Annotated in this window: 24 protein-coding genes; 18 read left to right on the top strand and 6 right to left on the bottom strand. The window is 68.2% G+C overall.

Annotated elements, in window-relative coordinates:
- Window positions 1–26: 26 nt before the first annotated feature.
- The 5 genes from ACFTSF_RS23940 to ACFTSF_RS23920 all read left to right on the top strand — a co-directional run bounded on the left by ACFTSF_RS23940 (window position 27) and on the right by ACFTSF_RS23920 (window position 3,631).
- A complete protein-coding gene (locus ACFTSF_RS23940; RefSeq protein WP_380155870.1) occupies window positions 27–512 on the top strand; it encodes a hypothetical protein in 486 nt (161 codons plus the stop codon).
- A gap of 68 nt (window positions 513–580) precedes the next feature.
- On the top strand, window positions 581–1,111 hold the full coding sequence (locus ACFTSF_RS23935) for a sigma-70 family RNA polymerase sigma factor (RefSeq protein WP_344155447.1): 531 nt from the start codon (window positions 581–583) through the stop codon (window positions 1,109–1,111).
- Window positions 1,108–1,788, top strand: coding sequence for an anti-sigma factor family protein (locus ACFTSF_RS23930; protein WP_380155869.1), 681 nt, complete (start codon window positions 1,108–1,110; stop codon window positions 1,786–1,788). The genes ACFTSF_RS23935 and ACFTSF_RS23930 overlap by 4 nt, the downstream gene beginning before the upstream one ends.
- A gap of 33 nt (window positions 1,789–1,821) precedes the next feature.
- The gene (locus tag ACFTSF_RS23925; RefSeq protein ID WP_380155868.1) at window positions 1,822–2,913 is read left to right on the top strand and encodes a threonine aldolase family protein; all 1,092 of its coding nucleotides are present in this window, start codon (window positions 1,822–1,824) and stop codon (window positions 2,911–2,913) included.
- A gap of 157 nt (window positions 2,914–3,070) precedes the next feature.
- Window positions 3,071–3,631 (top strand): dihydrofolate reductase family protein, encoded by a 561-nt coding sequence (locus tag ACFTSF_RS23920; protein ID WP_380155867.1) that lies wholly within the window; start codon window positions 3,071–3,073, stop codon window positions 3,629–3,631.
- On the opposite strand, the gene ACFTSF_RS23915 is transcribed toward ACFTSF_RS23920, so the two are convergent.
- The 3 genes from ACFTSF_RS23915 to ACFTSF_RS23905 are packed head-to-tail and all read right to left on the bottom strand — an operon-like array spanning window position 3,614 to window position 6,610.
- Window positions 3,614–5,311, bottom strand: a complete 1,698-nt coding sequence (locus ACFTSF_RS23915) for an aldehyde dehydrogenase family protein (RefSeq protein ID WP_380155866.1) — start codon at window positions 5,309–5,311, stop codon at window positions 3,614–3,616. The two genes, ACFTSF_RS23920 and ACFTSF_RS23915, sit on opposite strands and share 18 nt — an antisense overlap.
- A 10-nt stretch (window positions 5,312–5,321) precedes the next feature.
- On the bottom strand, window positions 5,322–6,227 hold the full coding sequence (locus ACFTSF_RS23910) for a M56 family metallopeptidase (protein WP_344155459.1): 906 nt from the start codon (window positions 6,225–6,227) through the stop codon (window positions 5,322–5,324).
- On the bottom strand, window positions 6,224–6,610 hold the full coding sequence (locus ACFTSF_RS23905) for a BlaI/MecI/CopY family transcriptional regulator (protein ID WP_344155462.1): 387 nt from the start codon (window positions 6,608–6,610) through the stop codon (window positions 6,224–6,226). Before ACFTSF_RS23905 ends, ACFTSF_RS23910 begins: the two co-directional genes overlap by 4 nt.
- Window positions 6,611–6,692: 82 nt before the next feature.
- On the opposite strand from ACFTSF_RS23905, the gene ACFTSF_RS23900 reads away from it, so the two are divergent.
- The 7 genes from ACFTSF_RS23900 to ACFTSF_RS23870 all read left to right on the top strand — a co-directional run bounded on the left by ACFTSF_RS23900 (window position 6,693) and on the right by ACFTSF_RS23870 (window position 15,621).
- Entirely contained in the window at window positions 6,693–8,111 is a 1,419-nt protein-coding gene (locus tag ACFTSF_RS23900; RefSeq protein WP_380155865.1) for a cytochrome ubiquinol oxidase subunit I, read from the top strand.
- Between the two features lie 11 nt (window positions 8,112–8,122).
- Complete coding sequence (gene cydB / locus ACFTSF_RS23895) at window positions 8,123–9,106, top strand: cytochrome d ubiquinol oxidase subunit II (protein ID WP_380155864.1); 984 nt, start codon at window positions 8,123–8,125, stop codon at window positions 9,104–9,106.
- Window positions 9,103–10,725, top strand: a complete 1,623-nt coding sequence (gene cydD / locus ACFTSF_RS23890; protein ID WP_380155863.1) for a thiol reductant ABC exporter subunit CydD — start codon at window positions 9,103–9,105, stop codon at window positions 10,723–10,725. The genes cydB and cydD overlap by 4 nt, the downstream gene beginning before the upstream one ends.
- A gap of 149 nt (window positions 10,726–10,874) precedes the next feature.
- A complete protein-coding gene (cydC, locus tag ACFTSF_RS23885; protein WP_380155862.1) occupies window positions 10,875–12,443 on the top strand; it encodes a thiol reductant ABC exporter subunit CydC in 1,569 nt (522 codons plus the stop codon).
- A 55-nt stretch (window positions 12,444–12,498) separates the two neighbouring features.
- The gene (gene ftsY, locus ACFTSF_RS23880; RefSeq protein ID WP_380155861.1) at window positions 12,499–13,677 is read left to right on the top strand and encodes a signal recognition particle-docking protein FtsY; all 1,179 of its coding nucleotides are present in this window, start codon (window positions 12,499–12,501) and stop codon (window positions 13,675–13,677) included.
- Window positions 13,678–14,012: 335 nt separating this feature from the next.
- Window positions 14,013–14,420: a YciI family protein gene (locus ACFTSF_RS23875; protein WP_380155860.1), complete on the top strand. Its 408-nt coding sequence runs from the start codon at window positions 14,013–14,015 to the stop codon at window positions 14,418–14,420.
- Window positions 14,398–15,621, top strand: a complete 1,224-nt coding sequence (locus ACFTSF_RS23870) for a sigma-70 family RNA polymerase sigma factor (RefSeq protein WP_344155481.1) — start codon at window positions 14,398–14,400, stop codon at window positions 15,619–15,621. Before ACFTSF_RS23875 ends, ACFTSF_RS23870 begins: the two co-directional genes overlap by 23 nt.
- Here the strand turns inward: ACFTSF_RS23870 and ACFTSF_RS23865 are convergent.
- Both ACFTSF_RS23865 and ACFTSF_RS23860 read right to left on the bottom strand, forming a co-directional pair.
- Window positions 15,593–16,552 carry an asparaginase gene (locus ACFTSF_RS23865; protein ID WP_380155859.1) on the bottom strand — a complete coding sequence of 320 codons (960 nt, stop codon included), beginning with the start codon at window positions 16,550–16,552 and terminating at the stop codon, window positions 15,593–15,595. The two genes, ACFTSF_RS23870 and ACFTSF_RS23865, sit on opposite strands and share 29 nt — an antisense overlap.
- A 37-nt stretch (window positions 16,553–16,589) precedes the next feature.
- A complete protein-coding gene (locus ACFTSF_RS23860) occupies window positions 16,590–17,165 on the bottom strand; it encodes a helix-turn-helix domain-containing protein (protein ID WP_380155858.1) in 576 nt (191 codons plus the stop codon).
- 58 nt (window positions 17,166–17,223) lie between these two features.
- On the opposite strand from ACFTSF_RS23860, the gene ACFTSF_RS23855 reads away from it, so the two are divergent.
- Genes ACFTSF_RS23855 through ACFTSF_RS23845 form a run of 3 tightly spaced genes read left to right on the top strand, consistent with a single transcriptional unit; the run spans window position 17,224 to window position 18,842 of the window.
- Entirely contained in the window at window positions 17,224–18,174 is a 951-nt protein-coding gene (locus ACFTSF_RS23855) for an NAD(P)/FAD-dependent oxidoreductase (RefSeq protein ID WP_380155857.1), read from the top strand.
- Between the two features lie 27 nt (window positions 18,175–18,201).
- The gene (locus ACFTSF_RS23850; protein ID WP_380155856.1) at window positions 18,202–18,636 is read left to right on the top strand and encodes an RNA polymerase subunit sigma-24; all 435 of its coding nucleotides are present in this window, start codon (window positions 18,202–18,204) and stop codon (window positions 18,634–18,636) included.
- Window positions 18,633–18,842, top strand: coding sequence for a hypothetical protein (locus tag ACFTSF_RS23845; protein WP_380155855.1), 210 nt, complete (start codon window positions 18,633–18,635; stop codon window positions 18,840–18,842). Before ACFTSF_RS23850 ends, ACFTSF_RS23845 begins: the two co-directional genes overlap by 4 nt.
- Here the strand turns inward: ACFTSF_RS23845 and ACFTSF_RS23840 are convergent.
- Window positions 18,834–19,439 carry a TetR/AcrR family transcriptional regulator gene (locus ACFTSF_RS23840; protein WP_344155497.1) on the bottom strand — a complete coding sequence of 202 codons (606 nt, stop codon included), beginning with the start codon at window positions 19,437–19,439 and terminating at the stop codon, window positions 18,834–18,836. The two genes, ACFTSF_RS23845 and ACFTSF_RS23840, sit on opposite strands and share 9 nt — an antisense overlap.
- A gap of 263 nt (window positions 19,440–19,702) precedes the next feature.
- On the opposite strand from ACFTSF_RS23840, the gene ACFTSF_RS23835 reads away from it, so the two are divergent.
- From ACFTSF_RS23835 to ACFTSF_RS23825, 3 genes are read left to right on the top strand one after another with little or no spacing between them, the layout of a single operon-like run.
- Window positions 19,703–21,055, top strand: coding sequence for an ammonium transporter (locus ACFTSF_RS23835; protein ID WP_344155500.1), 1,353 nt, complete (start codon window positions 19,703–19,705; stop codon window positions 21,053–21,055).
- Complete coding sequence (locus ACFTSF_RS23830) at window positions 21,052–21,390, top strand: P-II family nitrogen regulator (RefSeq protein ID WP_344155503.1); 339 nt, start codon at window positions 21,052–21,054, stop codon at window positions 21,388–21,390. The genes ACFTSF_RS23835 and ACFTSF_RS23830 overlap by 4 nt, the downstream gene beginning before the upstream one ends.
- Window positions 21,391–23,649, top strand: coding sequence for a [protein-PII] uridylyltransferase (locus ACFTSF_RS23825; protein ID WP_380155854.1), 2,259 nt, complete (start codon window positions 21,391–21,393; stop codon window positions 23,647–23,649).
- The last annotated feature ends 6 nt before the right edge of the window (window positions 23,650–23,655 follow it).

Raw genomic sequence — 23,655 nt, 5'->3', positions numbered from 1 at the left:
TCAACGGACATTCCGAGGAGGACCTGATGAAGCGTGTGGCCGGTGTGGTGGGAGCGATCGTGCTGGGGCTCGGTGCGCTGACTGCTTGTGGTGACGACACGGGTGCGGGGAGCAACCCCAGCACCAGTACGTCGCAGTCCGCAGCGCAGTTGAAGACCGCGGACAGCGGACTCGGCAAGATCCTTGTCGATGGCAACGGACGGACCGTGTACGTGTTCGACAAGGACACGGCCGGCAAGTCCAACTGTGAGGGGGAGTGCCTGGCGAAGTGGCCGGCGGTGGCGGCCGGCGACAGCACCCCGAAACTCGACGGGGTCGAGGTGACGACGATCACCCGGTCCGACGGCAGCAAGCAGCTGGCGGTCGGCGGACTGCCGATCTACCTGTTCGCGGGTGACGCCAAGGCCGGCGACACCAAGGGACAGGCTGTTGGTGGCATCTGGTGGGTGGTCGGCCCGGACGGTAAGAAGATCACGACCCAGCCCTCGAACGATGGCAACGCCGGCTATTGATATACCTTCCCCGCCCCACCACCCCGGTCGAGTTCTTCCCGGCCTGGGCACCCGCTATCGTTCCGTCGGTGAGTGCCTACCAGGGTCCGGATGCGGGCGAGACGTTCGTCCGCAACCTGTACGCCGAGCACGGTCGTAGCGTGCTGGCGTACGCGACCCGCCTGACCGGCGACCGGGCCGCGGCCGAGGACGTCGTACAGGAGACGCTGGTCCGGGCGTGGAAGCACGCGGACGACCTGGACCAGTCCAAAGGCTCGGTGCGGGGCTGGCTGCTGACGGTGGCGCGCAACATCGTCACCGACCGGGCCAGAGCGCGAGCCGCGCGACCTGTCGAGGTGGCGGACGTGGTCGACCAGCCTCCGGTCGAGCGGGATCATTCCGAATCGGTGGTGAACACCATGGTGGTGCTGGGTGCCCTGGATCAGGTGTCACCCGAGCACCGCGAGGTGCTGGTCGAGCTGTACTACCGGGACCGCTCGGTGGCAGAGGCGGCCAAAGAACTCGGGGTGCCGCCGGGTACCGTGAAATCAAGAACGTACTACGCCCTCCGAGCTCTGCGCGCGGTGATGGCCGGACACAACGGGGAGGTGGCCCGATGACTGAGCATGACCACTCACAACTGGGTGCCTACGCGTTGGATGCGCTGGACGCCGCCGAGCGGCGTGAGGTGGATGAGCACCTGGCCACCTGTGCCGAGTGTCAGGCCGAGCTGGCCGAGCTCGAGGAGATGAAGGAGTTCCTCGGCGAGGTGCCGCCGGAGGCATTCCTGGACGGGCCGCCCGAGGACGGTGACCTGCTGTTGCAGCGCACGCTGCGCGAGGTGCGCGAGACCGCCAAGCCTGTCCGTCAGAAGAACCAGTGGAAGCCATGGCTGCTCGTCGCGGCCGCAGTGGTCCTGGTGGCGGGTGTGCTGGGCGGCGGCGTGCTGATCGGTCGTCAGACCGTCGACCAGGCCGATGCGCCCGTTCCGGGCTCCAGACAGGTCACGGCGACGGATGCGGCGACGGGGACGACGATGGCGACCACAGTGGAGCCCCGGGAAGGCTGGGCCTGGATCCAGGTCAAGATCACCGGTCTGAAGCCTGGTGCCGAGTGCGTGATGCTCGTGACCGACAAGGCCGGGAAGACGTGGACTGCGGGCAGCTGGCTGATCTCGGAGAAAGCTGCGCGCGACGGCAGCCGCTTCGGTGGTGGAGTGCTGGTGCCGCCGGACCAGGTGAAGTCGGTGGAGATCAAGACCGTGCAGGGCGAGCACGTGGTCACGACGACGGTCTGAAAATCTTCTTGCGGCGCACGAGAGGATGGACTCGTGGCTACCTCCGCAGACGACCTCCGAGACCGTCGTAAGTCCGCCAGCGAGAACTGTGACCGCTGGTTGTCACATGCCTTCGTGCCGGCGCCGGAGCGGTTGCGGCGCCTGGCCGAGGCGGCTACTGAGGAGAAGTACGACAGCTACGGCCACGGTGGTGACATCGAGGCCGTGGAACAGGAGGTCGCCGACCTCCTCGGCAAACCGGCCGCGGTGTTCATGCCGTCCGGCATCATGGCGCAGCAGAGCATCCTGCGCGTGTACGCCGACCGTGCGGGGACCAAGCGGGTCGCCGTCCACGGGCAGTCGCACCTCCTGGTTCACGAGCTGAACGCGCTGGAGGAGGTGCACCAGCTTCGGATCGAGCGGCTCACCTCCGACCCACGGCAGCCGCGGCCGGACGAGCTGGCGGCGATTCCAGGCAAGCTCGCCGCGGTGACGCTGGAGCTGCCGCTGCGCGACCCGGGATTCCTGCTGCCCACCTGGGACGAGCTGGTGGTATTCGCGGCCGCCTGCGCGGACCGCGGCGTACCGCTGCATCTGGATGGCGCCCGCCTGTGGGAGAGCACGCCGTACCTGGGGCACAGCCTGGCGGAGATCTCCGCGCTGGCGACCTCGGTGTACGTGTCGTTCTACAAGGGGCTTGGCGGATTGGCCGGTGCGGTCCTGGCCGGGCCCGAGGACCTGATCGCCGAGGCCCGACGCTGGCAGCGCCGACTCGGCGGCAACCTGTACACGATGCTCCCGTACGCCGTTGCTGCGCGCGAGGGTCTGCGCACTGCGCTCCCGCTGATGGGCGAGCTGTATGAGCGTGCGGTCGAGGTGGCCATGGCTCTGCAGGGCGAGGGCTATCGCGTGGTGCCCGATCCGCCGCACACCAACTCGTTCCAGGTGTACGCACCACGGGACGCCGCGGCGATGGACGCCGCCGCGGTCGACCGCATGGAGCGGACCCGGGAGTCGATCTGCGCTGGCTGGCAGCCGGCCGCCGTACCGGGCTGGTCGTGGCTCGAGCTGGTGATCACTCCGAACACCCTGCAGTGGTCGGTGGCCGAGATCACCAAGGCGTATGGGGAACTTTTGCGCGGGTGAACACGTCCACCCGATAGATGCTGGGGATCGTGTGGGGAAATCGGGGAGAGAAGTGCTGACGTTCGTTGTAACCATGGTTGTTCTACTCGTGCTGGCCGGACTGGTCCTGCTCGCTGTCGCCCGCGGCGAAGGCAAACACTTCGGCTAACCTCCCCGGATGAGACAGCTCATCTTCCAGGAGTACGTCACTCTCGACGGCTACGCCACCGACGCCGACGGCAAGGCTTCGTTCTTCGGCACGTTCGGCGAGCACGAGGCCGAGGTTCGGGCGACGATCGAGCGGGTCGACACCATGCTGCTCGGTGCGGAGACGTACCGGTTGTTCGTGGGTGACTGGCCGAGTGCCGAGCATCCGATTGCGCCGTTACTCAATGCGCTTCGCAAGGTAGTCGTTTCGACGACCCTTGCGGAGACTCCGTGGGGTGCACACGAGCCGGCGACGGTGGTCCGTGACTTGGATGCTGTCCGCGCGCTGAAGGCCGAGGACGGCCAGGACATCGTGCTGTGGGGCAGCATCTCGCTGTTCCACTCATTGCTGGCCGCCGGCCTCGTCGATGAGATCGAGCTGCGCGTCTGCCCGATCCTGCTCGGCGCGGGGCGCAGTGTGTTCCCCGCCGACGGCTCGACGCTGGGCCTTGAGCTGATCGAGGCGCGTCCTTCGGGCGAGCGCGGGGTTCTGCTGCGCTACCGACCGACGGGATCAGCCGCGCATCGCTGAGAGCAGGATGCCGGGGAGGTGCCGTAGCTTCCCGTCCGCCGCGAACCGGGCGAGCCGCCTGGAGGTGACCAGCGAGGTCTTGTTGGTGACGAACCACGGCGGGCGCGGTGACATCGACGACTTGCCCGCGCTGATCGAGCGGGGGAACGGCGTGAACGGCCCCCGGACGACGGTCTTCTGCGGCCGGTCGAAGAGCAGCGCGTTGTGCACCACACCGATCCCACTCTGTACGTCGTCCGGCGTGTGACCGGGGAATGCGCCCCAGGTCGCGCGCGGGCTGCTGTAGCCGACCGCGGTCCAGGCGTTGATCCCGACCGTGCCGTAGCGCAGCGCGGCCACCGCGTCGTCGAGCTTCGGACCGAGCTCGCGGATCGTCTTCGGGTGGATCAGGAGGTTGGCGCCAAGCGTGCCGTGGAGCTGCTCGTTCGCGAAGGTCACCGCCTGGTCCAGGAAGTCGGCGGCTGATCCGGCGGGCAGCGAGGTCGTGGCCAGCGCCGGTGCGAAGAACTCGGTCGTGAACGCGTAGGCCTTCGGGTCCGTGGCGTCGATCCCGGTCACCAGGGTGCGGCTGCCGGCCAGCGTCTCCGCCTGTGGGTAGGCGTCGGTCACACCCTGCCGCCGATCGTCGGCACCGGGGTAGTAGGCCGGCCGCTGCTCAGCCCGGGCGAGAGCGTCCCGTACGGCGGCGGTCAGCGCCTCGGTGTGCTCCCACCCCTCGGGCAGCACCAGGACCTGCGCGGCGATGCAGTTGAAGCCGCTGTTCTGCAGCTTCTGGGTGGCGATGTGCTCAGCCTGGAAGGCGATGTCGGCCTTCGACCAGGGGCCGGGCACGATGATCGTCGGGCCGACCCCGCCGAGCTCCGAGGTGACCGGCTTCGGGTTGATGCGTTCGTCGCGCTCCCGACGGGACGCGGCCTCCGGACCGACGCCGTACACGATCGCGTCATGGGTGCGCTCGCTGCCGGTCACGTGGATGCTGTCGACGCCGGGGTGGGTGCAAAGGTACTCGCCGACGTCCGCGCCGCCGTTCACGAAGCGGAGGAAGCCGTCCGCGATCAGTGGGGCGAAGATCTCCTCGAACAGTGGGCCGAGGTAGTCGTTGACCGGATTCAGCTTGCAGATCACGACCTCGTTGTCGGCGTACAGCTTGTAGAGCACATCGAGCGGTGCGATCGAGGAGACGTTCCCAGCACCGAGCACCAGCGCGACCTTGCCGGCGGCCCGCGGGCCGCGATAGGCGGAACCGAGGTGGTCGCGGACGTTCGCAGCTGTGACGCCGGGCTGCATCCACACCTCGGAGCTGAAGCCGTTGAGGAGCAGCCACTCGTTGAAGTCGTGCGGTGCGACGCGCACCACCGTCTGGCCGTCGGCGCGCTCACTTACGACAGACCCGCGCAGCGGATCCGTGCCGGCGTCGATCGCCTGCAGCGTCTCCGTGATGGCAGCCAGCCAGGTCAGTACGCCGTACGGGCCCGCCAGCCACTCTTCGCCGAGCAGCGGCGAGTCTTCGCGCAGCCCCTTGGCTTCTGCTGCCAGAGCGACCCAGCGGTCCGAACGCTCCGCGAGCAGGGACCGGATCCGATCGAGATAGCCGATCCGGCCGGCGATGGGCAGCTCGGCCCAGCGGTCCTTGGCATCGGTGAGGTCGCGGACGGCCTGGTCGGGGGCGGTGCTGTCCATAGGGGGCTCCTCAGCTGACGGCGTTGACGATCGCCTGCACGATAGGGGCCGCGACGGTGATGGTCGGCACGACCAGCAACAGGGCGGCGACGGTATAGGTGCCGACGGCAAGTGCAGTGTTCCCCGGCTCGGGGTCGGCCAGTCGTTGGACTCGCAGGACAGTGGAGGATTTTGCAGCGGCGAGACCGGCCTCAGGGGCGGGGGAGCCGGCCAGTGCGACCAGCGCCCGGGCCAGCGGGCGCGGTCCGTTGCGACGGCGGGCATCGTCGTCGGCGAGCAGTTCCACTAGCGTGCGGGCCTGTTCGAGCGCGACCTCGCTGCGCACCCAGCGCGGGAAGGCCGCGTGGAGTGCGGTGAACGCCTCCAGGACAAGGTCGTGCCGCGCACGCAGGTGAGCTTGCTCGTGGGCGAGGACTGCTTTGAGCTCGGTGCCGTCGAGCCGGTCGAGCGCACCGACGGAGACAACCACGCGGTGGCCGCTGATCGCGGGTAGACAGTAGGCGAGCGGAGTCTCTTCAGCCAGAACGCGCAGTCCGGGGATCAGACCGTCTGGAGTGGCCAGTACGTCGACCAGGTCGCGATGCCGGCGGCGTCGGGCCCGAGTGCCGACAGCCACCTTCCCAGTCGCCCACAGAAGACGCAGTACAACCAGTGCGGTCATCGCGAGGATCGCTGCGGCCAAGAGATCGCGGGGCGACGACGGGTTGAAGCGTGGCTCACCCGGCTGACCGGCTGTCGAGTAGGAGAGCGCAATACCGGCACCGAGTGCGGCCAGCACGGCGGCGAGTGCGATCGCCTGCCATAGTGCGACCGCGGCGCGGGGGACCCGGTACGGCCAGGCGGAACGTGCCAGCAGGGCCGGCGCCGGTCCGGTGAGCGCCAGGGCCAGTACGGCGAGCAGGACCGGGGTGATCACCCCTCCCGCTCCTCCAGCCTGGCCAGCGCCTCTCGGAGCAGCTCGGCCTCTTCGTCACTCACCTGGTCGACGAACCGGACCAGGGCCTCGCGGCGGTCACCCGCGCGGTCGAGCGCGTCGCGCATCAGGTCGGCGGCCATCTCCTCGCGGGGGGCGGCAGCCCGGTACCGCCAGGCTTTGCCGTCGCGCTCGCGCTCCGTCAGCTTCTTCTTCGCCAGCCGGTCGAGCACGGTCATCACGGTCGTGTAGGCCAGGTCGCGGGTGGTGGAGACCTGCTCGTAGACCGCGCGCACGGTGAGCGCGTCCGGCGCCGCCCACAGCTGCTCCATGACGACGCGCTCGAGATCGCCGAGCGGTCGCGGGGCCTTCTCCTCACTGGTCACGTGACCAGTATAACTACGCGTTGTAGTAGATCCGCGCTACCATCTACTACGTCACGTCGTAGATGCGTCCTGGAGGGGTCTCGTGGACACCTTGGATCTGGCCCGGTGGCAGTTCGCCGTCACCACCGTGTACCACTTCTTCTTCGTGCCGGTGACGATCTCGCTGGTCGCGATCACCGCCGGTCTGCAGACCGCGTGGTACCGGACCGGCAAGGAGAAGTACCTACGGCTGACCAAGTTCTACGGGAAGCTGTTCCTGATCAACATCGCGATGGGCGTGGTCACCGGCCTCGTCCAGGAGTTCCAGTTCGGGATGAACTGGAGCGACTACTCCCGCTTCGTCGGTGACGTGTTCGGCGCGCCACTGGCGTTGGAGGGGTTGCTCGCGTTCTTTGTCGAGTCGACCTTCATCGGGTTGTGGATGTTCGGTTGGGACCGGCTGCCGAAGCTGGTCCACCTCGGCTGCATCTGGATGGTGGTGCTGGGCACGCAGATGTCGGCGTACTTCATCCTGGCCGCCAACTCCTGGATGCAGAACCCGGTCGGCTTCCGCTACAACGCCGAGCGCGGCCGGGCCGAGCTGACCGACCTGGGGGCGGTGCTCACCAACAAGGTCGTGCTCGTCACCTACCCACACACGATCTTCGCTGCCTTCATGGTCGGCGGTGCGTTCGTCGCCGCGGTCGCGCTGTGGCACCTGCTCCGGCGGCCCGACGTGGACCGCGACGTGTTCCGGACGGCGCTGAAGATCGGTGCGGTGATCGTGCTCGCGGCCAGCGCCGGGGTCGCGATCAGCGGTGACCAGCAAGGCAAGGTGATGACCGAGGTGCAGCCGATGAAGATGGCCGCCGCCGAGGCGCTCTACGAGACCGAGAAGCCGGCCTCGCTGTCGCTGTTCACGATCGGCACGCTGGACGGTTCGAAGGAGATCTTCTCGGTCAAGGTGCCGTACCTGCTGTCCTTCCTCGGCACCGGTCACTTCGACGGCGAGGTGAAGGGCATCAACTCGCTGCAGGAGGCCTACGAGAAGCTCTACGGCCCGGGCTCCTACAGTCCCAACATCCCGCTCGCCTACTGGACCTTCCGGTTGATGATCGGCGTCGGGCTGGCGTCCGGGGCGATCGCGCTGTGGTTGCTCTGGGCAACCAGGAAAGGCCGGGCGCCGGCCAAGTGGCTGATCTGGACGGTTGCACCACTACCCCTGATGCCCCTCGTGGCGAACTGCTTCGGCTGGATCTTCACCGAGACCGGACGTCAACCGTGGCTGGTGTTCGGGCTGCTGCCCACCGCATCGGGCGTCTCACCGGGCACTACAGCCGCCGAGGTGATCACCTCATTGGCCGGCTTCACGGTCCTGTACGGCGTGCTCGCGGTGGCCGAGGTGAAGCTGATGCTCCGCACCATCCGGGCCGGCCTGGCTGGGACAGACACCCCAGCACCGGGTTCCGCACCGGACGACGATTCCGAAGCCGCCGACAAACCACTGTCGTTCGCGTACTGAAGGGCTGACTGATGGAGCTCACGACTGTCTGGTTCCTCGTGATCGCGGGGCTGTGGACCGGCTACTTCGTGCTGGAGGGTTTCGACTTCGGGGTCGGCGCGCTGCTGCGGGTGATCGGCCGCGACGAACCCGAGCGACGGGCGGCGATCACCACGATCGGCCCGGTCTGGGACGGTAACGAGGTGTGGCTGGTGATGGCCGGCGCGGCCACGTTCGCGGCCTTCCCGGACTGGTACGCGACGCTGTTCAGCGGGTTCTACCTGCCGCTGTTCGCGATCCTGGTCGCGCTGATCCTGCGTGGCGTCGCACTGGAGTACCGCGGGAAACGGGCCGACCTGGAGTGGCGCGGCCGAATGGACACGCTGATCACCATCGGCTCGGTGGCGCCTGCACTGCTCTGGGGAATCATCTTCGCCAACGTGGTCCGCGGAGTACCGCTGGACGGCTCACATGAGTTCGTCGGCAGCCTCGGCGATCTGTTCGGACCGTTCGCGCTGCTTGGCGGAGTGACGTTCGTGGCGGTCTTCGCGACCCACGGCGCGATCTTCCTGGCGCTGCGGACCGACGGCGTACTGCGGGAGCGGGCGAACCGGCTGGCGGCGCGGCTCGGCGTGCTGACCGCGTTGCTGGCAGTCGCCTTCCTCTGGTGGGCACAGGCGCTCCGCGGTGACACCGGCTCGGCGATCGTGGCGGCTGCGGCCGCACTGACCTTCGTCGGCGGTTTGGTGGCCAACCGATTCGGCCGCGAGGGCTGGGCCTTCACCGGTACGGCGGTCGCTACCGGCCTGACCGTGGTGTCGTTGTTCGCGGCGTTGTTCCCGGTGGTGATCCCGTCCACCCTGGATCCCCAGTCGACGCTGACCGCGGTCGAGGCGGCATCGACGGCGTACACGCTGAAGATCCTGACGATCATCGCGGCGATCTTCACGCCGCTCGTGCTGCTCTACCAGGGCTGGACTTACTGGGTCTTCCGCAAGCGGGTCGTGGTGGCATGAAGCCCCTCGACCCACGGTTGCTCCGCCGAGCGAAGGCCGCCCGGACCTTCCTGGTGGCGTCGGTGCTGATCGGCATCGCCAGTGGGGTGCTGATCATCGTCCAGGCCGTCCTGCTGGCGAAGGGGATTGCGGGAGCGGTGCTGCACGGTGCGGATGTGACAGGGGTGGCCTGGGCGCTGGCTGCGGTGGTGGCTGGGCGTGCGGCGCTGCTGTGGCTGCAGGAGGTGGTGGCGCAGCGCGCTGCGGCCGCGGTGAAGTCCACACTGCGTCGGCAGGTGCTGGAGCATGCGCTGAAGCTCGGCCCGGTGTGGCTGAGTGGTGAGCGCAGCAGTGCGCTGACCACACTGCTGACCAAGGGACTCGACGATCTCGATCCGTACTTTGCCCGGTATCTGCCGCAATTGGTGCTCGCGGCAACAGTTCCGGCCGGGGTAGTCGGGTGGATGGCGACCGGCGATCTGATCGCGGCTGGGACGGTGGTGGTCACGCTGCCGTTGATTCCGATCTTCATGGCGTTGATCGGCTGGGCGACGCAGGCCCACAGCCGACGGCGGCAGCGGGCGCTGGGGGTGCTCGCACACCACTTCACCGATGTTGTGACCGGTCTGCCGACGCTGAAGCTGTTCGGTCGGGCGAAGGCACAGGAGGACGCCGTACGCCGGGTCACCGACCGGCACCGGGTTGCGTCGATGAGCAGCTTGCGCGTGGCGTTCCTGTCGTCGTTCGCGCTGGAGTTGCTGGCCAGCATCTCGGTGGCGCTGGTGGCGGTCGGGGTCGGGCTCCGGCTGATCGAAGGGCACCTCGGCCTGCAGACCGCGCTGATGGTGCTGATCCTCGCGCCCGAGGCCTACCTGCCGTTGCGTCAGGTCGGCATGCACTTCCACGCCAGCGCGGACGGAGTCGCGGCCGGCGAGGAGGTGTTCCGGGTGCTGGAGACGCCACTGCCCGAGCGAGGTGAGCGGACCGACGTACCGGACCTGCGGTCTCACACTTTGCAGTTGTTCGACGTGTCGGTGCGGTATCCCGGGCGGTCGGAGCCCGCGCTCGAAGGTTTCGACCTGGAGGTGCGGCCGGGGGAGGTGGTCGCGCTCAGCGGGGCTAGTGGGGCTGGGAAGTCGACGGTGCTCGCAGTGCTCCTTGGCTTCGTCGTACCGGAGCGGGGAGTGGTTGTCGTCGGTGGGAGTGCGGCGGACGAATTCGATCCGACTGTGTGGCGCCGTCAGTTCGCCTGGGTGCCCCAGCGGCCGGGACTGCGGATGGGGACGGTCGCCGACAACGTCCGCCTCGGCAACCCCACCGCCACGGATGACGCCGTCCGCCTGGCCCTTCTGGCGGCCGGCGCCGACTTGGACTTGGACAAACCAGTAGGCGAACGCGGCCAACTCCTCTCCGGCGGCCAGCAACGCCGAGTAGCCCTCGCCCGAGCCCTCATCACCGAAGCCCCGGTCCTCCTCCTGGACGAGCCCACCGCCGGCCTCGACGCCGATACCGAAGCCACCGTCATCGCCACCCTTCGAGCCACCGGCCGCACAGTCCTCCTAATAGCCCACCGTCCCGCCCTGATCGCAGCCGCCGACCGCACAGTCGTCGTCGGAAACCAGGAACTGGTGCCAGCATGAGCCGCCAACAACAACCCGCGAGCCACCTCCCGCCGAGCCCACAGGAGGCTGGGCAGTGGATGCGATCTCCCACCCCCCAATCCCCCCATCGTGTGACGAGGGGGACTTGGGCGTTGGTGCGGCCGCAGCGGGGAGTGTGGTGGCGGTTGGTGCTTGCTCTCGTGGCGGGGGTTGCGGCTGCGGGGTCTGCGGTGGCGTTGCTGGCTACGTCGGCTTGGTTGATCACCACGGCTGCCGCTCAGCCGCCGGTGCTGATCCTGCTGGTGCCGATCGTGGCTGTGCGCGCCTTCGGGGTCGGGCGGGGCGTCTTCCGGTACGTCGAACGGCTGGCCGGCCACGATGCGGCGTACCGGGTGTTGGGGGAGACCCGGGCGCGGATCACCGGACGGCTGGAGCGGATCGCGCCTGGTGGGTTGAGCGGTCGTCGACAAGGTGATCTGTTGGCGCGGCTGGTGCTCGACGTGGATGCGGTGCTTGACCTGTGGCTGCGGGTGCTGTTGCCGGTTGCCGTCGCGATGGTGACGGCACTCGCGACCGTGGCTCTGTTGGCGTTGCTGCTGCCGACTGCCGGTGCCGCGGTCGCAGTGGCTGTGTTGATCGCGTGCACCGTCGTACCGTGGTTGACCGCACGGACGGCGGCGCGTGCGGAGCGGCGGCTGGCGGGGGAGCGGGGCGATGTGGCCGCATCCGCCACCGAGACACTGCTGACTGCGGGCGACATTGTCGCGTTCAACGCGGTCGACGACGTACTGGCGGACTTCAGTGCCAGTGACGCCAGGCTGGCTGCGGCGGAGCGCCGTTCGGCCTGGAGTGCTGGGCTCGGCGGTGCGCTCCTCGTGCTGTGTGTGGGCGGCGCGAGCATTGCCGGTCTGGTTCTGGGCAGCACGGCGAACATCACCGGCGCGGTGTTCGCCGTGCTCGTCCTCACTCCGCTCGCCCTGGCCGATGTCCTCGGCGGGATCCCGGCTGCGGCGCAGCTCGCCATCCGGGTGCGAGCCGCCCTCGGTCGGGTGCAGGAGCTAGTCGACGCCCCCGAGCCAGTGCGTGAGCCGGCCACCGCCGTGGAGCTGCCGCGCGGGCGTGACCTGGAGGTGAAGCATCTCCGGGTCGGGTACGGCGACGACGACGTACTGGATGGGCTGAGCCTGAACATGCCGGCCGGGAGCCGGGTGGTGATCACCGGGGCGAGCGGATCGGGGAAGAGCACGCTGGCGGCAGTCCTGCTGCGGTTCCTGGAGCCGCGCGATGGAGAGGTGCTCCTGGACGGTGTGGATCTGGCGAGCCTCGAAGGTGATCAGGTGCGGTCGGTGGTCGGGCTGCTGACCCAGGAGAGTCATGTGTTCGACACGACCATCCGGGAGAACCTGCTGCTCGCTCACCCTGGGGCCAGCGACCTGCGGTTGTGGCGGGCGTTGTACCTTGCCCGGCTCGGAGTGTTCGTCGAAGGACTGCCGGACGGGCTGGACACGATGGTCGGCGAGCACGGGGCTCGGCTGTCCGGTGGCGAGCGACAGCGGCTCGCGTTCGCGCGGTTGCTGCTCGCGGACCGCGACGTACTGGTGCTGGACGAGCCCACCGAGCACCTCGACGAGGAGACCGGCCGCGCGCTCCTCGCCGACCTGTTCCAAGCCGCAGGCAGACGGACGGTCGTCCTACTGACCCACCGCCCCGACCTGGCCCCCGCTCACGCACGGCGACAGGCAGTACACCTCCCGTGACGGCTGATCTGATGGATGCGGGAGGCGGGCCGGGTGTCTGCCAAGATGGGGAACCGTGTTGACCCCAGAGCTTGTCACCTTGCTGACTGACCAGGTCCTGATCGCGATCATCGTCGTCGCGGTGGTCGTACTGGGCGGCGCGACCGGACTCGTCGTGACCCGGCGTCGCCGCTCCGCGCTGCCCCCGGCGGACCGCCCGGCCCCGCTCGAGACGGCCGAGCCGACGGTCGGTGAGGATGCCGAGACACCGCGGGACACCCCGACCCGGACGCTCGAGGACACCGAGCTGCCCGAGCCACAGGTGCTCGAAAAGCCTGAGTCTGCGCAGGGGCGGCTGGTTCGGCTGCGGGCCCGGCTGGCGCGCTCGCAGGGTTCGCTCGGCAAGGGTCTGCTCGCGCTGCTGTCGCGGGACAAGCTCGACGAAGAGGCGTGGGAGGACATCGAGACCACCCTCATCACCGCCGACGTCGGCGTGGCGCCGACCCAGGAGCTGGTGGAGAAGCTCCGGACCCGGATGCGCGTCGAGGGAGTCGGACCGGCCCAGGCGCGGGAGATCCTCCGCGAGGAGCTGATCGCGCTGGTGAACCCGTCGATGGACCGTTCGCTCGCCGTGACCCGCAAGGAGTCGCAGCCCGCGGTTGTCCTGGTCGTCGGCGTCAACGGCACCGGCAAGACCACGACCGTCGGCCGCCTGGCCCGGGTGCTCGTCGCCGAGGAGAAGCACGTCCTCCTGGGCGCGGCGGACACGTTCCGCGCCGCGGCAGTCGACCAGCTGCAAACCTGGGGCGAGCGGGTAGGTGCCCGGACCGTGCGCGGCCCGGAGGGCGGTGACCCGGCCAGCATCGCGTTCGACGCGGTCAAGGAAGGCATCGCCGAGGAGGCCGACGTCGTCCTGATCGACACCGCCGGGCGGCTGCACACCAAGGCCGGCCTGATGGACGAGCTCGGCAAGGTGAAGCGAGTCATCGAGAAGTCCGCCGAGGTCGACGAGGTGCTCCTCGTCATCGACGCCACCACCGGCCAGAACGGGCTCACCCAGGCGCGCGTCTTCAGCGAGGTCATCAACGTCACCGGCCTGGTGCTGACCAAACTCGACGGTACGGCGAAGGGCGGCATCGTCATCGCCGTGCAGCGCGAACTCGGCGTACCGGTCAAACTGGTCGGCCTCGGCGAAGGCGCCGACGACCTGGCCCCCTTCGACCCCGAACAGTTCGTAGACGCCCTCCTGGACTGACCGACGCCCGCACCTGCGCGCAAGCAGAATGAAGCGCGGTGTGCTGTGGTGCGGGGTGACGCCGCGTGGGGGTGAGCCCGCAGGGCGGGCTGTCACCTTGAGCACCCACCAGCCACCCGACACCCACCGAAACGGTCGAACCGTGCTCAAGGTCAACCGGCCAGCTCACCTTGAGCACGCATCAACCACCTTCCGAGGGGTGCACGTGGTTGAGCCGTGCACAACGTCGTACCGGCTCGTGTGGAGCTAGGGTCGACCCTCGTGAGTGCATAGCATGTCGAGGGCCCGGTGCCGGCTTCGTCCTTTGGGTAAATGCTCACCGAGGAGGACCTGAGATGACCAAGTTTCTGCTGCTGATGAACCATGACGGCGGCACGTCGACGACGACCATGCACGAGTGGAGCGAGGCGGACCGGCAGGCTCACCTGGACCACTTGAACGCGACCTTGGGCCGGCTCCGCGAGAACGGTGAACTGGTCGACGTACAGGGGCTCACCTGGCCGAAGCACGCGAAGGTGGTTCGGGCGGCGAGTGTCACGGCGCCGGTGGTGACGGACGGGCCGTATGCCGAGGCCAAGGAGATCCTGGCCGGGTACACGTTGATCGACGTTGAGTCGGAGGAGCGGGCGCTGGAGATCGCCGCCGAGCAGTCCAGCGCGCCTGGGCCTGGTGGCGTGCCGATCGAGCAGCCGATCGAGGTGCGTCGACTGATGGAGTCGGATGCAGACTTCTGGGACATCTGACCACGCGCTCGAGGACCTGCTGCGTGAGCTGACGCCGCAGGTCCTCGGCGTGGTCGTTCGGCGCTGCGGCGACTTCGCGGCGGCCGAGGACGCCGTACAGGAGGCTCTGCTGTCGGCGGCGACCACGTGGCCGCGGGACGGGCAGCCGGACAATCCGAAGGCCTGGCTGATTCAGGCTGCCTCTCGGCGGTTCATCGATGAGGTCCGGCAGGCTCAGGCCCGGCGGCGCCGCGAGGAACGCGCCGCGTTGCGCGAGCTGCCGCCGGAGGAGGTTGAGGAGCAGGACGACACGCTCCGGCTGCTGTTCCTGTGCTGCCACCCGTCGCTCACCCCGGCCTCGGCGATCGCGCTCACGCTGCGGGCGGTCGGCGGGCTTACCACCGCCGAGATCGCCACCGCGTATTTGGTGCCTGAGGCAACGATGGCGCAGCGGATCAGTCGGGCGAAGAGCCGGCTCAAGGGTGCGACTTTCGAGCTCACCGCCGATGCGGACCGGCTGCGCAACGTGCTTCATGTGCTCTACCTGATGTTCAACGAGGGCTATGCGAGCAGTAGCGGCGCAGAGCTGCAGCGCAATGACCTGTCCAGTGAGGCGATCCGGCTGACCCGCGCAGTGCACGCACAGCTCAAGGACGGGCAGGTCACTGGTCTGCTGGCGTTGATGCTGCTGACCGACGCCCGACGCGCAGCACGCACCGGTAGTGCCGGAGAGCTCATCCCACTCGCCGAGCAGGACCGCACGCTGTGGAACGCGGACTACATCACCGAAGGTGTCGCACTGGCCGTCGAAGCCTTCCATGCGCCACCGCTAGGTGAGTACCAGCTGCAGGCCGCGATCGCTGCCCTGCATGACGAGGCAGAGCGCGCCGAGGACACCGACTGGCCGCAGATCTACGCGCTCTACGGACTGCTGGAGGACCTGTCCGGCAACCCGATAGTGAAGCTCAACCGTGCGATCGCTGCGGCCATGGTCGACGGACCTGACGCCGGCCTGAAGCTGCTGGAGGCGATCGACGACGAGCTGAAGGACAACCACCGTCTCGATGCGACCCGCGGGCACCTGCATGAGATGCGCGGCGACCACGAGACAGCGGTCGAGTACTTCCGGGCGGCAGCTCGCCGTACGACGAGCCTGCCCGAGCGCGACTATCTGACGATGAAGGCGGACGCCCTCACTGGTACTGAGCGAAGGCCGCAGTGATGTCGTCATCGGTTGCCAGCAGCAACCGGAGCAGCACCCGCGCTTTGTAGGGGTCGAGGAAGCCACCGTCGATCAGCCCGCGCTGCAGCAGGTCGATCTCCGAGCCCGCCGACGTGTACGTGTTCCGCACGATCGAGCCGGCACCGGTCCGCGACGTCAGTACGACGGGCATCGCCGCCGCAAGCTCACCGAGCACCGGAGCGAGTGTCTCCGGGACGTGTCCCACACCGAAGCCGGCCACCACCAGACCACGATGGGTCTCGGCCAAGCCCTTCAGCAGCAGCCCGTCGTCGTCCATCGTCATCGTGTAGAGCGCTACCTGGTTGGCATCCAGGTCGGCCGGTTCGGCGCTGCCCTGGACACCGTCCAGGCGAACGGGCCGGGCGAGGATGCGGACCTGGTCCTCGACCACGTGACCGATCGGGCCGACGTTGGGCGACACGAAGGTCGCCGTACTGGTGCTGTGTGTCTTGCGTACCCAGCGGGCGGCGTGGATCTCCTCCTTGAACACGACCAGGGCGCCGAGGTCGCGGGCGGCGGGGGAGCAGGCGACGCGGCACGCGGCCACGATGTTGGCGGGCCCGTCCGGCCCGGCCAGGGTCGGGTTGCGCATCGCACCGGTCAGCACGAAGGGCTGCGGGTGCGGCCACACCTGGTCGACCAGGAACGCCGTCTCCTCGAGCGAGTCGGTGCCTTGCGTGACCACGACACCGGTGGCACCGGCGGCGACAGCCTTTGAAGCAGCGTCGACGACCTCGAGCATCTTTGCCATCGTGAGGTTGGCACTGGAGACCTTTTCGACGTCCTGGATCTCCACCGCGTGGCCCAGCTCGGCCAGACCCGGTACGGCGGCTGTCAGCTCCGCTCCGGTCAGTCGGCCGTCGCCGACCATCGCAATGGTGCCGCCCAAGGTGAACAACGCGACGCTCACTACCAGCTCCTCCACAGTCCGGACCGACGGCCGAAGATTAGCGGGTGCGCGCCCTGACGTGCATCCGTTCCCCCTGCGGTCCGTACAGACACAGCATCTCGGCCGGTGTGGTCCCGGCGTTCGCGAACCAGTGCGGCACTCTCGTGTCGAACTCGGCCACCTCTCCCTCGGTGAGGACGAAGTCCTTGTCGCCGAGCACGATCCGGAGCCGCCCGGACAGCACATAGACCCAGTCATAGCCCTCGTGGGTCTTCTGAATGACCTCACCACCCGGCCAGCCCACCGGCACGATCTGCTTGAACGCCTGCAGCCCGCCCGGCCGTTTGCTGAGTGGGATGTAGGTCGCGCCGTGCCGCACGATCGGCTTGGCGTGGATCCGTGGGTCGCCGGTTGTCGGTGCGTCGACGAGTTCGTCCAGCTGCACCTGATGAGCGCGTGCCAACGGCAACAACAGTTCCAGCGTCGGTTTGCGTTGACCGGACTCCAGCCGGGACAGCGTGCTCACCGAGATCCCGGTCGACTCCGACAACTGCGCCAGTGTCGTGCCCTTCTCGGCCCGCAGCGATCGCAGCCTTGGCCCGACCGCATCCAGCACATCCTCGAAATCTTCCATCTTGCCACTATGGCAAACAATGTTGTCGAAAACGAATGTCATCGCGGATCTTTGCGGTATGAAGACGACTGAGTACGACGTGATCGTGATCGGCGGCGGTGCGGCCGGGCTGAGTGGGGCACTCGCACTGGCGCGGTCGCGCCGGTCGGTGCTGGTGATCGACGACGGCCAGCCCCGGAACGCCCCGGCCGGCCATGTGCACAACTACCTGACCAGGGATGGCACACCGCCCAGCGAGATCTACGCCATCGGCCGCGAGGAGGTCGCCGGGTACGGCGGTCAGTTCGCCACCGGCACCGTCACGGCGGTCCGGCGTGGTGACGGGTTCACGGTCGAGCTGGCAGACGGTACGACGTACCAGGGGCGGCGGATCCTGGTTACGAGCGGACTGACCGACGTACTGCCTGATGTGCCTGGTCTGGCTGAGCAGTGGGGTAAGGACGTGCTGCACTGTCCGTACTGCCACGGCTGGGAGGTGCAGGACCAGGCGATCGGTGTGCTGGCGACCAGTCCGCAGGCTGTGCACCAGGCGCAGATGTTCCGGCAGTTGAGTGACGACATCACGCTGTTCCTGCACGACAGCATCGAGCTGACCGATGAGCAGTGGGAGGAGCTCGCGGCCCGCCAGATCGCTGTTGTACAAGGCAGAGTCGAGCAGGTCGAGGTGGTGGACGGAAAGCTCACCGGTGTGCGGCTGGAGGGTGGCAAGGTCATCCCTCGCGACGCACTGACCGTGCAGACGGTCCTGCGCTCCCGTGCCGGCTTCCTGATCGACCTCGGCCTGAAAACCGCCGTACTGGAGATGGCCGGGTCGGTCTACGGAGATGCGATTGAAGTCGACGCCAAGGGGGAGACTGCAGTGCCTGGGGTGTTTGCGGCCGGCAACGTGACGGACCCGATGGGACAGGTCCTGCACGCGGCCGGTGCGGGGTTGCGGGCCGGTGCGGCGATCAATGGGGATCTGATCGCAGAAGAGACGCGATTGGCTCTCGCCGCGCGCGGTAGTTGAGAGGTTGAATGGCCTCAGGAGGGGTGGATGCTCGATACGGTCGACCCGGAGTTCGCTTCGTACGTTGATGCGCGACAGGGTAGATGGCTACGCACTGCGTACCTTGTGTACGGCGAGCTGGAGCGGGCAGAGCACGCTCTGTTGCACGCATTCACCCGGCTGTCACTGACCTGGCCCAAGGTGGACGACCCGGACGTCTTCGTCCAGCGGTTGCTCTACCAGCCGGCCCTCACGCGGTGGAGCCGGGTGCGGCCGTTTCCCGACAGTGAGGACCCGGTCGAACGAGCCCTCGCGGACCTCACACCCACCCAGCGCACGATCCTCGTGCTCCTGCACCTGGAAGAGCTCACCGAGTTCGAAGTGGCCGACGTACTGACCATGTCGCACACCGCAGTGCACGCGCAGGGACTGTCCGCGTTCGAACGGTTCCGTAGAGCACTCACGGCGGGAGAGACCAGATGATGAGGCGTGAGGACGTCGGTCCGCTACTCAGCCAGGTGTCCGACGAACTGCCGGAGCTCGATCTGGCGGACCGGGCCTGGACGGCCGGCGTGATCCTCAAACGCCGCCGACGCCGTACGACGGTCGTCGGAGTGCTGCTGGCGTTGGGAATCGCGCTGGCCGTCCTGGCCGCGTTCGCCTACGGCTGGTTGCCCGTCTCAGGCTGACTCCTCCTGGATCACCCGCAAGGTGATCTCGACCAGATGGTCGGCGTCCTCGATCGCCGGCATCGGCTCGTTCAGCAGGATCCTGAGCACGAACAGACCGGACAGCCACTGCACCATCATCACCGGGTCCGCCGAGCGGCGTACCGGCTCACCGCGGGCCCAGGCGCGTTGCAGGGCAGCCTTTGTGAGCTCGATGCGGCGATCGATCAACGATCGGTAGATGGCCGCGGACCGCTCGTCGCGGTTCGCCTCACTGATGCCCAGCCGCATCAGCGCGACTCCGGCCGGGCTGTTCACGAAGCTCAGGGCGTTCCCGTAGACCTCGCGCAGATCGCCGGCCAGCGAGCCGGTGTCGGCGTCCGGGATCTCGATGTCGAACAGACCGGCCATGGCATCGTTCGCGAGCTCCTCTTTGCTCGCCCACCGCCGGTAGATCGTCGCTTTGCCGACTCCCGCGGCCTCCGCGACATCGTCCACCGTCATTCCGTCGAATCCGCGTTCCAGCAGCAGCTGGACGGCGTACCGGCGGATCCTCGGCTCTGCGTCCGGGTCGCGTGGCCGGCCGCGACGCGGCGTCACCCCGTGATCGATCTCCATTTCGTTCCCTACTTCGGACGGGGGCAGTGGCGCGGCTGCGGTCCCGTGTGGTCCAGGCCAGAGTGCCATACCTGGCCCTCCCGGTACCCATGTCACGCCGATGTCACCTGGGAGGGCGCTTTGTCACATGCCGGAAACATTTGGACCGATCGGCTGAAACGGCGTGTCGGCACCGTGTGCGGTGTGGCTGGGCGCGGGCTCCCCGGAGTTGTGGAGTTCTCCCGATCGAGGACGCCGGCCACCCCCAGATGCAGATGGAAGGGATGACGTTGATGGAGATCAACGCCGGCGATACCGCCTGGGTCTTGGCTAGCGCCGCCCTGGTGATGCTGATGACACCGGGCCTGGCTTTTTTCTACGGCGGCATGGTGCGCGTGAAGAGCGTGCTGAACATGATGATGATGAGCTTCATCACCATCGCCGTCGTCACCATCTTGTGGGTGGTGGTCGGCTACTCGCTGACGTTCGGCGGTGACAACGGGCACGTGATCGGGAACTTCTCCGAGGTCGGGCTGAAGGGCCTGCTGGCGCCGGAGGCGATCACGGGCACCACTCCGACCCTCGCCTTCGTCGCCTTCCAGCTGATGTTCGCGATCATCACCCCGGCGCTGATCTCAGGTGCCATCGCCGACCGGGTGACGTTCCGCGGCTGGATCGCGTTCGTGGTCGGCTGGACCTGCCTGGTCTACTTCCCGGTCGCACACTCGGTGTGGTTCCTGGACGAGGGCAATGGCGGCTGGATCGGCGACAAGCTGAAGGCGATCGACTTCGCCGGTGGTACGGCGGTGCACGTGAACGCCGGTGCGGCCGCGCTGGCCCTGGCGATCGTGCTGGGCAAGCGGATCGGCTGGAAGAAGGACCCGATGCGGCCGCACAGCCTGCCGCTGGTCCTGCTCGGCGCCGGTCTGCTGTGGTTCGGCTGGTTCGGGTTCAACGCCGGTTCGGCGCTGAGCGCGGGCACTACCGCCGCGGTCACCTTCGTGAACACCCAGGTCGCCACCGCTGCCGCCGTCATCGGCTGGCTGATCGTCGAGCGGCTCGTGCACGGAAAGGCGACGACGCTGGGTCTGGCCTCGGGTGCGGTCGCCGGTCTGGTCGCGATCACCCCGTCTTGTGGCGCGGTCACCCCGATCGGCGCGATCATCCTCGGTGTCTTCGCCGGTGCGATCTGCGCCTTCGCGGTCTCGCTGAAGTACAAGCTCGGCTTCGACGACTCGCTCGACGTGGTCGGTGTGCACCTGGTCGGCGGTCTGTTCGGTTCGCTCGCGATCGGCCTGCTCGGTACGGCGGCAGCGCCGTCCGCGGTCGACGGTCTGTTCTACGGTGGCGGTGCCGGCCAACTGGGGCGGCAGGCGCTGGCCAACGTGGCAGTCGGTGTCTACTCCTTCGTGATCGCCTTCCTGCTGGCCAAGCTGATCGACAAGACCATCGGCTTCCGGCTCACCGAAGAGGACGAGATCACCGGTGTCGACCAGGTCGAGCACGCGGAGACGGCGTACGACTTCCTCAGCGCGACCGGTCTGCGCGGCGCATTGTCGGCCCGCCCGGCGCCCGCGGCGGCGACCACGGACAATGGCTCCACCGAGACTTCCGAGAAGGAAGGTGCCAACGCATGAAGCTGATCACCGCGGTGGTCAAGCCGCACAAGCTGGAAGACGTCCGGGCCGCACTGGAGACGTTCGGCGTCACCGGTATGACGGTCTCCGAGGCGAGCGGTTACGGCCGCCAGAAGGGCCACACCGAGGTCTACCGGGGCGCCGAGTACGAGGTGGACCTGGTCCCGAAGGTGCGGCTCGAGGTGGTCGTCGAGGACAGTGACGGCGCCGACGTACTGGACGTGATCGTCAAGGCCGCGCAGACCGGCAAGATCGGTGACGGCAAGGTCTGGGTCACCCCGGTCGAGACCATCGTGCGCGTGCGCACCGGTGAGCTGGACGGAGACGCCCTCTAGATGACAGATCGGGCAGAACAGCGGCGCGCCCGGGCCGAAGAGGCCGACGCGCTGCTGTACCTGCTCCTCTCCAAGGCTTGTGACGCCCTCGGTGTACCCACCGAGGGCGTTGCCCTGGTCGCGGTCGGCGGCTACGGCCGGGAGGAGCTCTCGCCGTACAGCGATCTCGACGTGATGCTGCTGCACGTCGACGGGTACCCACGGCTGGACGAGCTGGCTGCCCAGATCTGGTACCCGCTGTGGGACTCGCGGACCAAGCTGGACCACAGCGTCCGGACCGTCGCGCAGGCACGGGAATCCGCGGCAGACGACGTACGAGTTGCACTGGGGCTGCTCGACGCGCGTCATGTCGCGGGGGACTCGCATCTGACGCTGGAGCTGCGATCCGTGCTGATGGCGGACTGGCGACGTACGGCGAAGACCAGACTGCCCGAGCTGGCGCAGGCGTGCCGGGATCGGGCGTCCAGCGTCGGAGAGGTCGCTCACCTCGCCGAGCCGGACCTCAAGGAGGCGTACGGCGGTCTGCGGGATGCCGTCGTACTGCGTGCCTTGGTGGCGTCGTGGTTGATCGACATCCCGCATCCCGTGGTGGAGCGGGCCCGGCGGGACCTGCTGGATGTGCGCGACGAACTGCACACCGTGGCTGGTCGGGCGACAGACCGTTTGGTCGCTGATGTGGCCGGTGAGGTCGCGGCTGGGCTCGGACTGAATGGTCGGGACGAGTTGCTGCGCCACGTGTATGCGACTGGCCGGACGCTTGCGTATGTGTGCGACATGTCGTGGCGGCGGGTGGAGAGTCTGCTGACTCGGCCTCCGCGCTCGCGACGATTCCAACGGACCGGTGGGCCGCTGCTGCTCGCGCTCGATGAGGGTGTTGGCCAGCACGAGGGCGAAGTCGTGCTGATGCCGGATGCGCGGCCGGAGCGGGACGCCGTCCTGGGTCTGCGGGCCGCGGCGGTTGCTGCGGATCGTGAGCTCGGTCTGTCGCCTGCTGTCTGCGCGCGGTTGGCTGCCAAGGCGCTCGCATTGCCTGAGCCCTGGCCTGGTGAGGCGCAGCGGCTGCTGTGTGCACTGCTGGGCGCGGGTAGCGGACTGCTTGAGGTGTGGGAGGCGCTCGACCAGGCCGGCTACATCTCGCGGATCCTGCCGGAGTGGGACACCGTACGCTTCCGGCCGCCGCAGTCGGCGGTCCACCGCTTCACTGTCGACCGGCATTTGCTGGAGACCTGTGTCGAGGCAGCCAAGATGGTGCGCGACGTACGACGCCCTGATCTGTTGCTGGTCGCCGCACTGCTGCATGACCTCGGTAAGGCGGTCGAGGGCGACCACAGTGTCACCGGTGCGGTGATTGCTGCTCGCATCGCGCGCCGGATCGGTTTCAACGAGACAGACTCCGACACGATCACCCTGCTCGTCCGGCAGCACCTGATGCTGGCGCAGGTCGCCACTCGGCGCGACCTGGACGACCCGATGACGGTTGAGCTGGTGTCGGGGATCGTGCGCGACACCGAGACGCTCGACCTGCTGGAAGCTCTCACGTACGCCGACGCGCGTGCGGCCGGCCCGGCCGCTTCGTCGCCATGGCGGATGCGGCTGGTGGGTGAGCTGTGCCGTCGGGTGCGTGGCGAACTGGCTGGTGGTGGCCAGGGGATGTGGACCGACACTCCGCCGATTCCGGTGCCGGAACTGCACCAGGTTGTCGGGATTGGTCGGCTGGGTGTGACCGTGATCGATCATCATGGGGACCTGCGGGTCAACGTCGCCGTACCGGATCAGGTGGGCACGCTGTCGACAGTGGCCGCCGTACTGGCTGTTGAGCGACTCTCCGTGCGTGCTGCGGTAGTGACGTCGGCTGATGGGCTTGGCATCTCGCAGTGGACGGTGGCCGGCTCGGCGCCGGACCCAGTGCGGTTGCGGGACCGGCTTGCGGTTGCGCTGCGGGACAACACTGACCTGGTACGGCGCTTGGCGGCGCGGGACTCAAAGGCTCCTCGAGTGGCCAGTCGTGTCGATCTGTTGCCGGGGGCATCCGAGACCGCGACTGTGCTGCAGGTGCGAGCTCACGACCGGCCTGGCCTGATGTACGACGTTGCTTCGGCCATAGCGGCGACTGGTGCAGACATCCGTTCTGCACACGTCAGCACGTTGGGTGCTGAGTGTGTGGACGTCTTCTACCTCACCGACCGCCATGGCTCGCCCCTCGAGGAGGAGGACGCGCGCACCACCGCCAAGACGGTTCTGGATCGCCTGACCTTCTAACCTCGA

The organism is Kribbella sp. NPDC056951, from assembly GCF_042674205.1.
Taxonomy (GTDB): domain Bacteria; phylum Actinomycetota; class Actinomycetes; order Propionibacteriales; family Kribbellaceae; genus Kribbella; species Kribbella yunnanensis.
The sequence above is the reverse complement of the archived record's forward strand: the minus strand, read 5'-3'. Positions and strand labels throughout refer to the sequence as shown.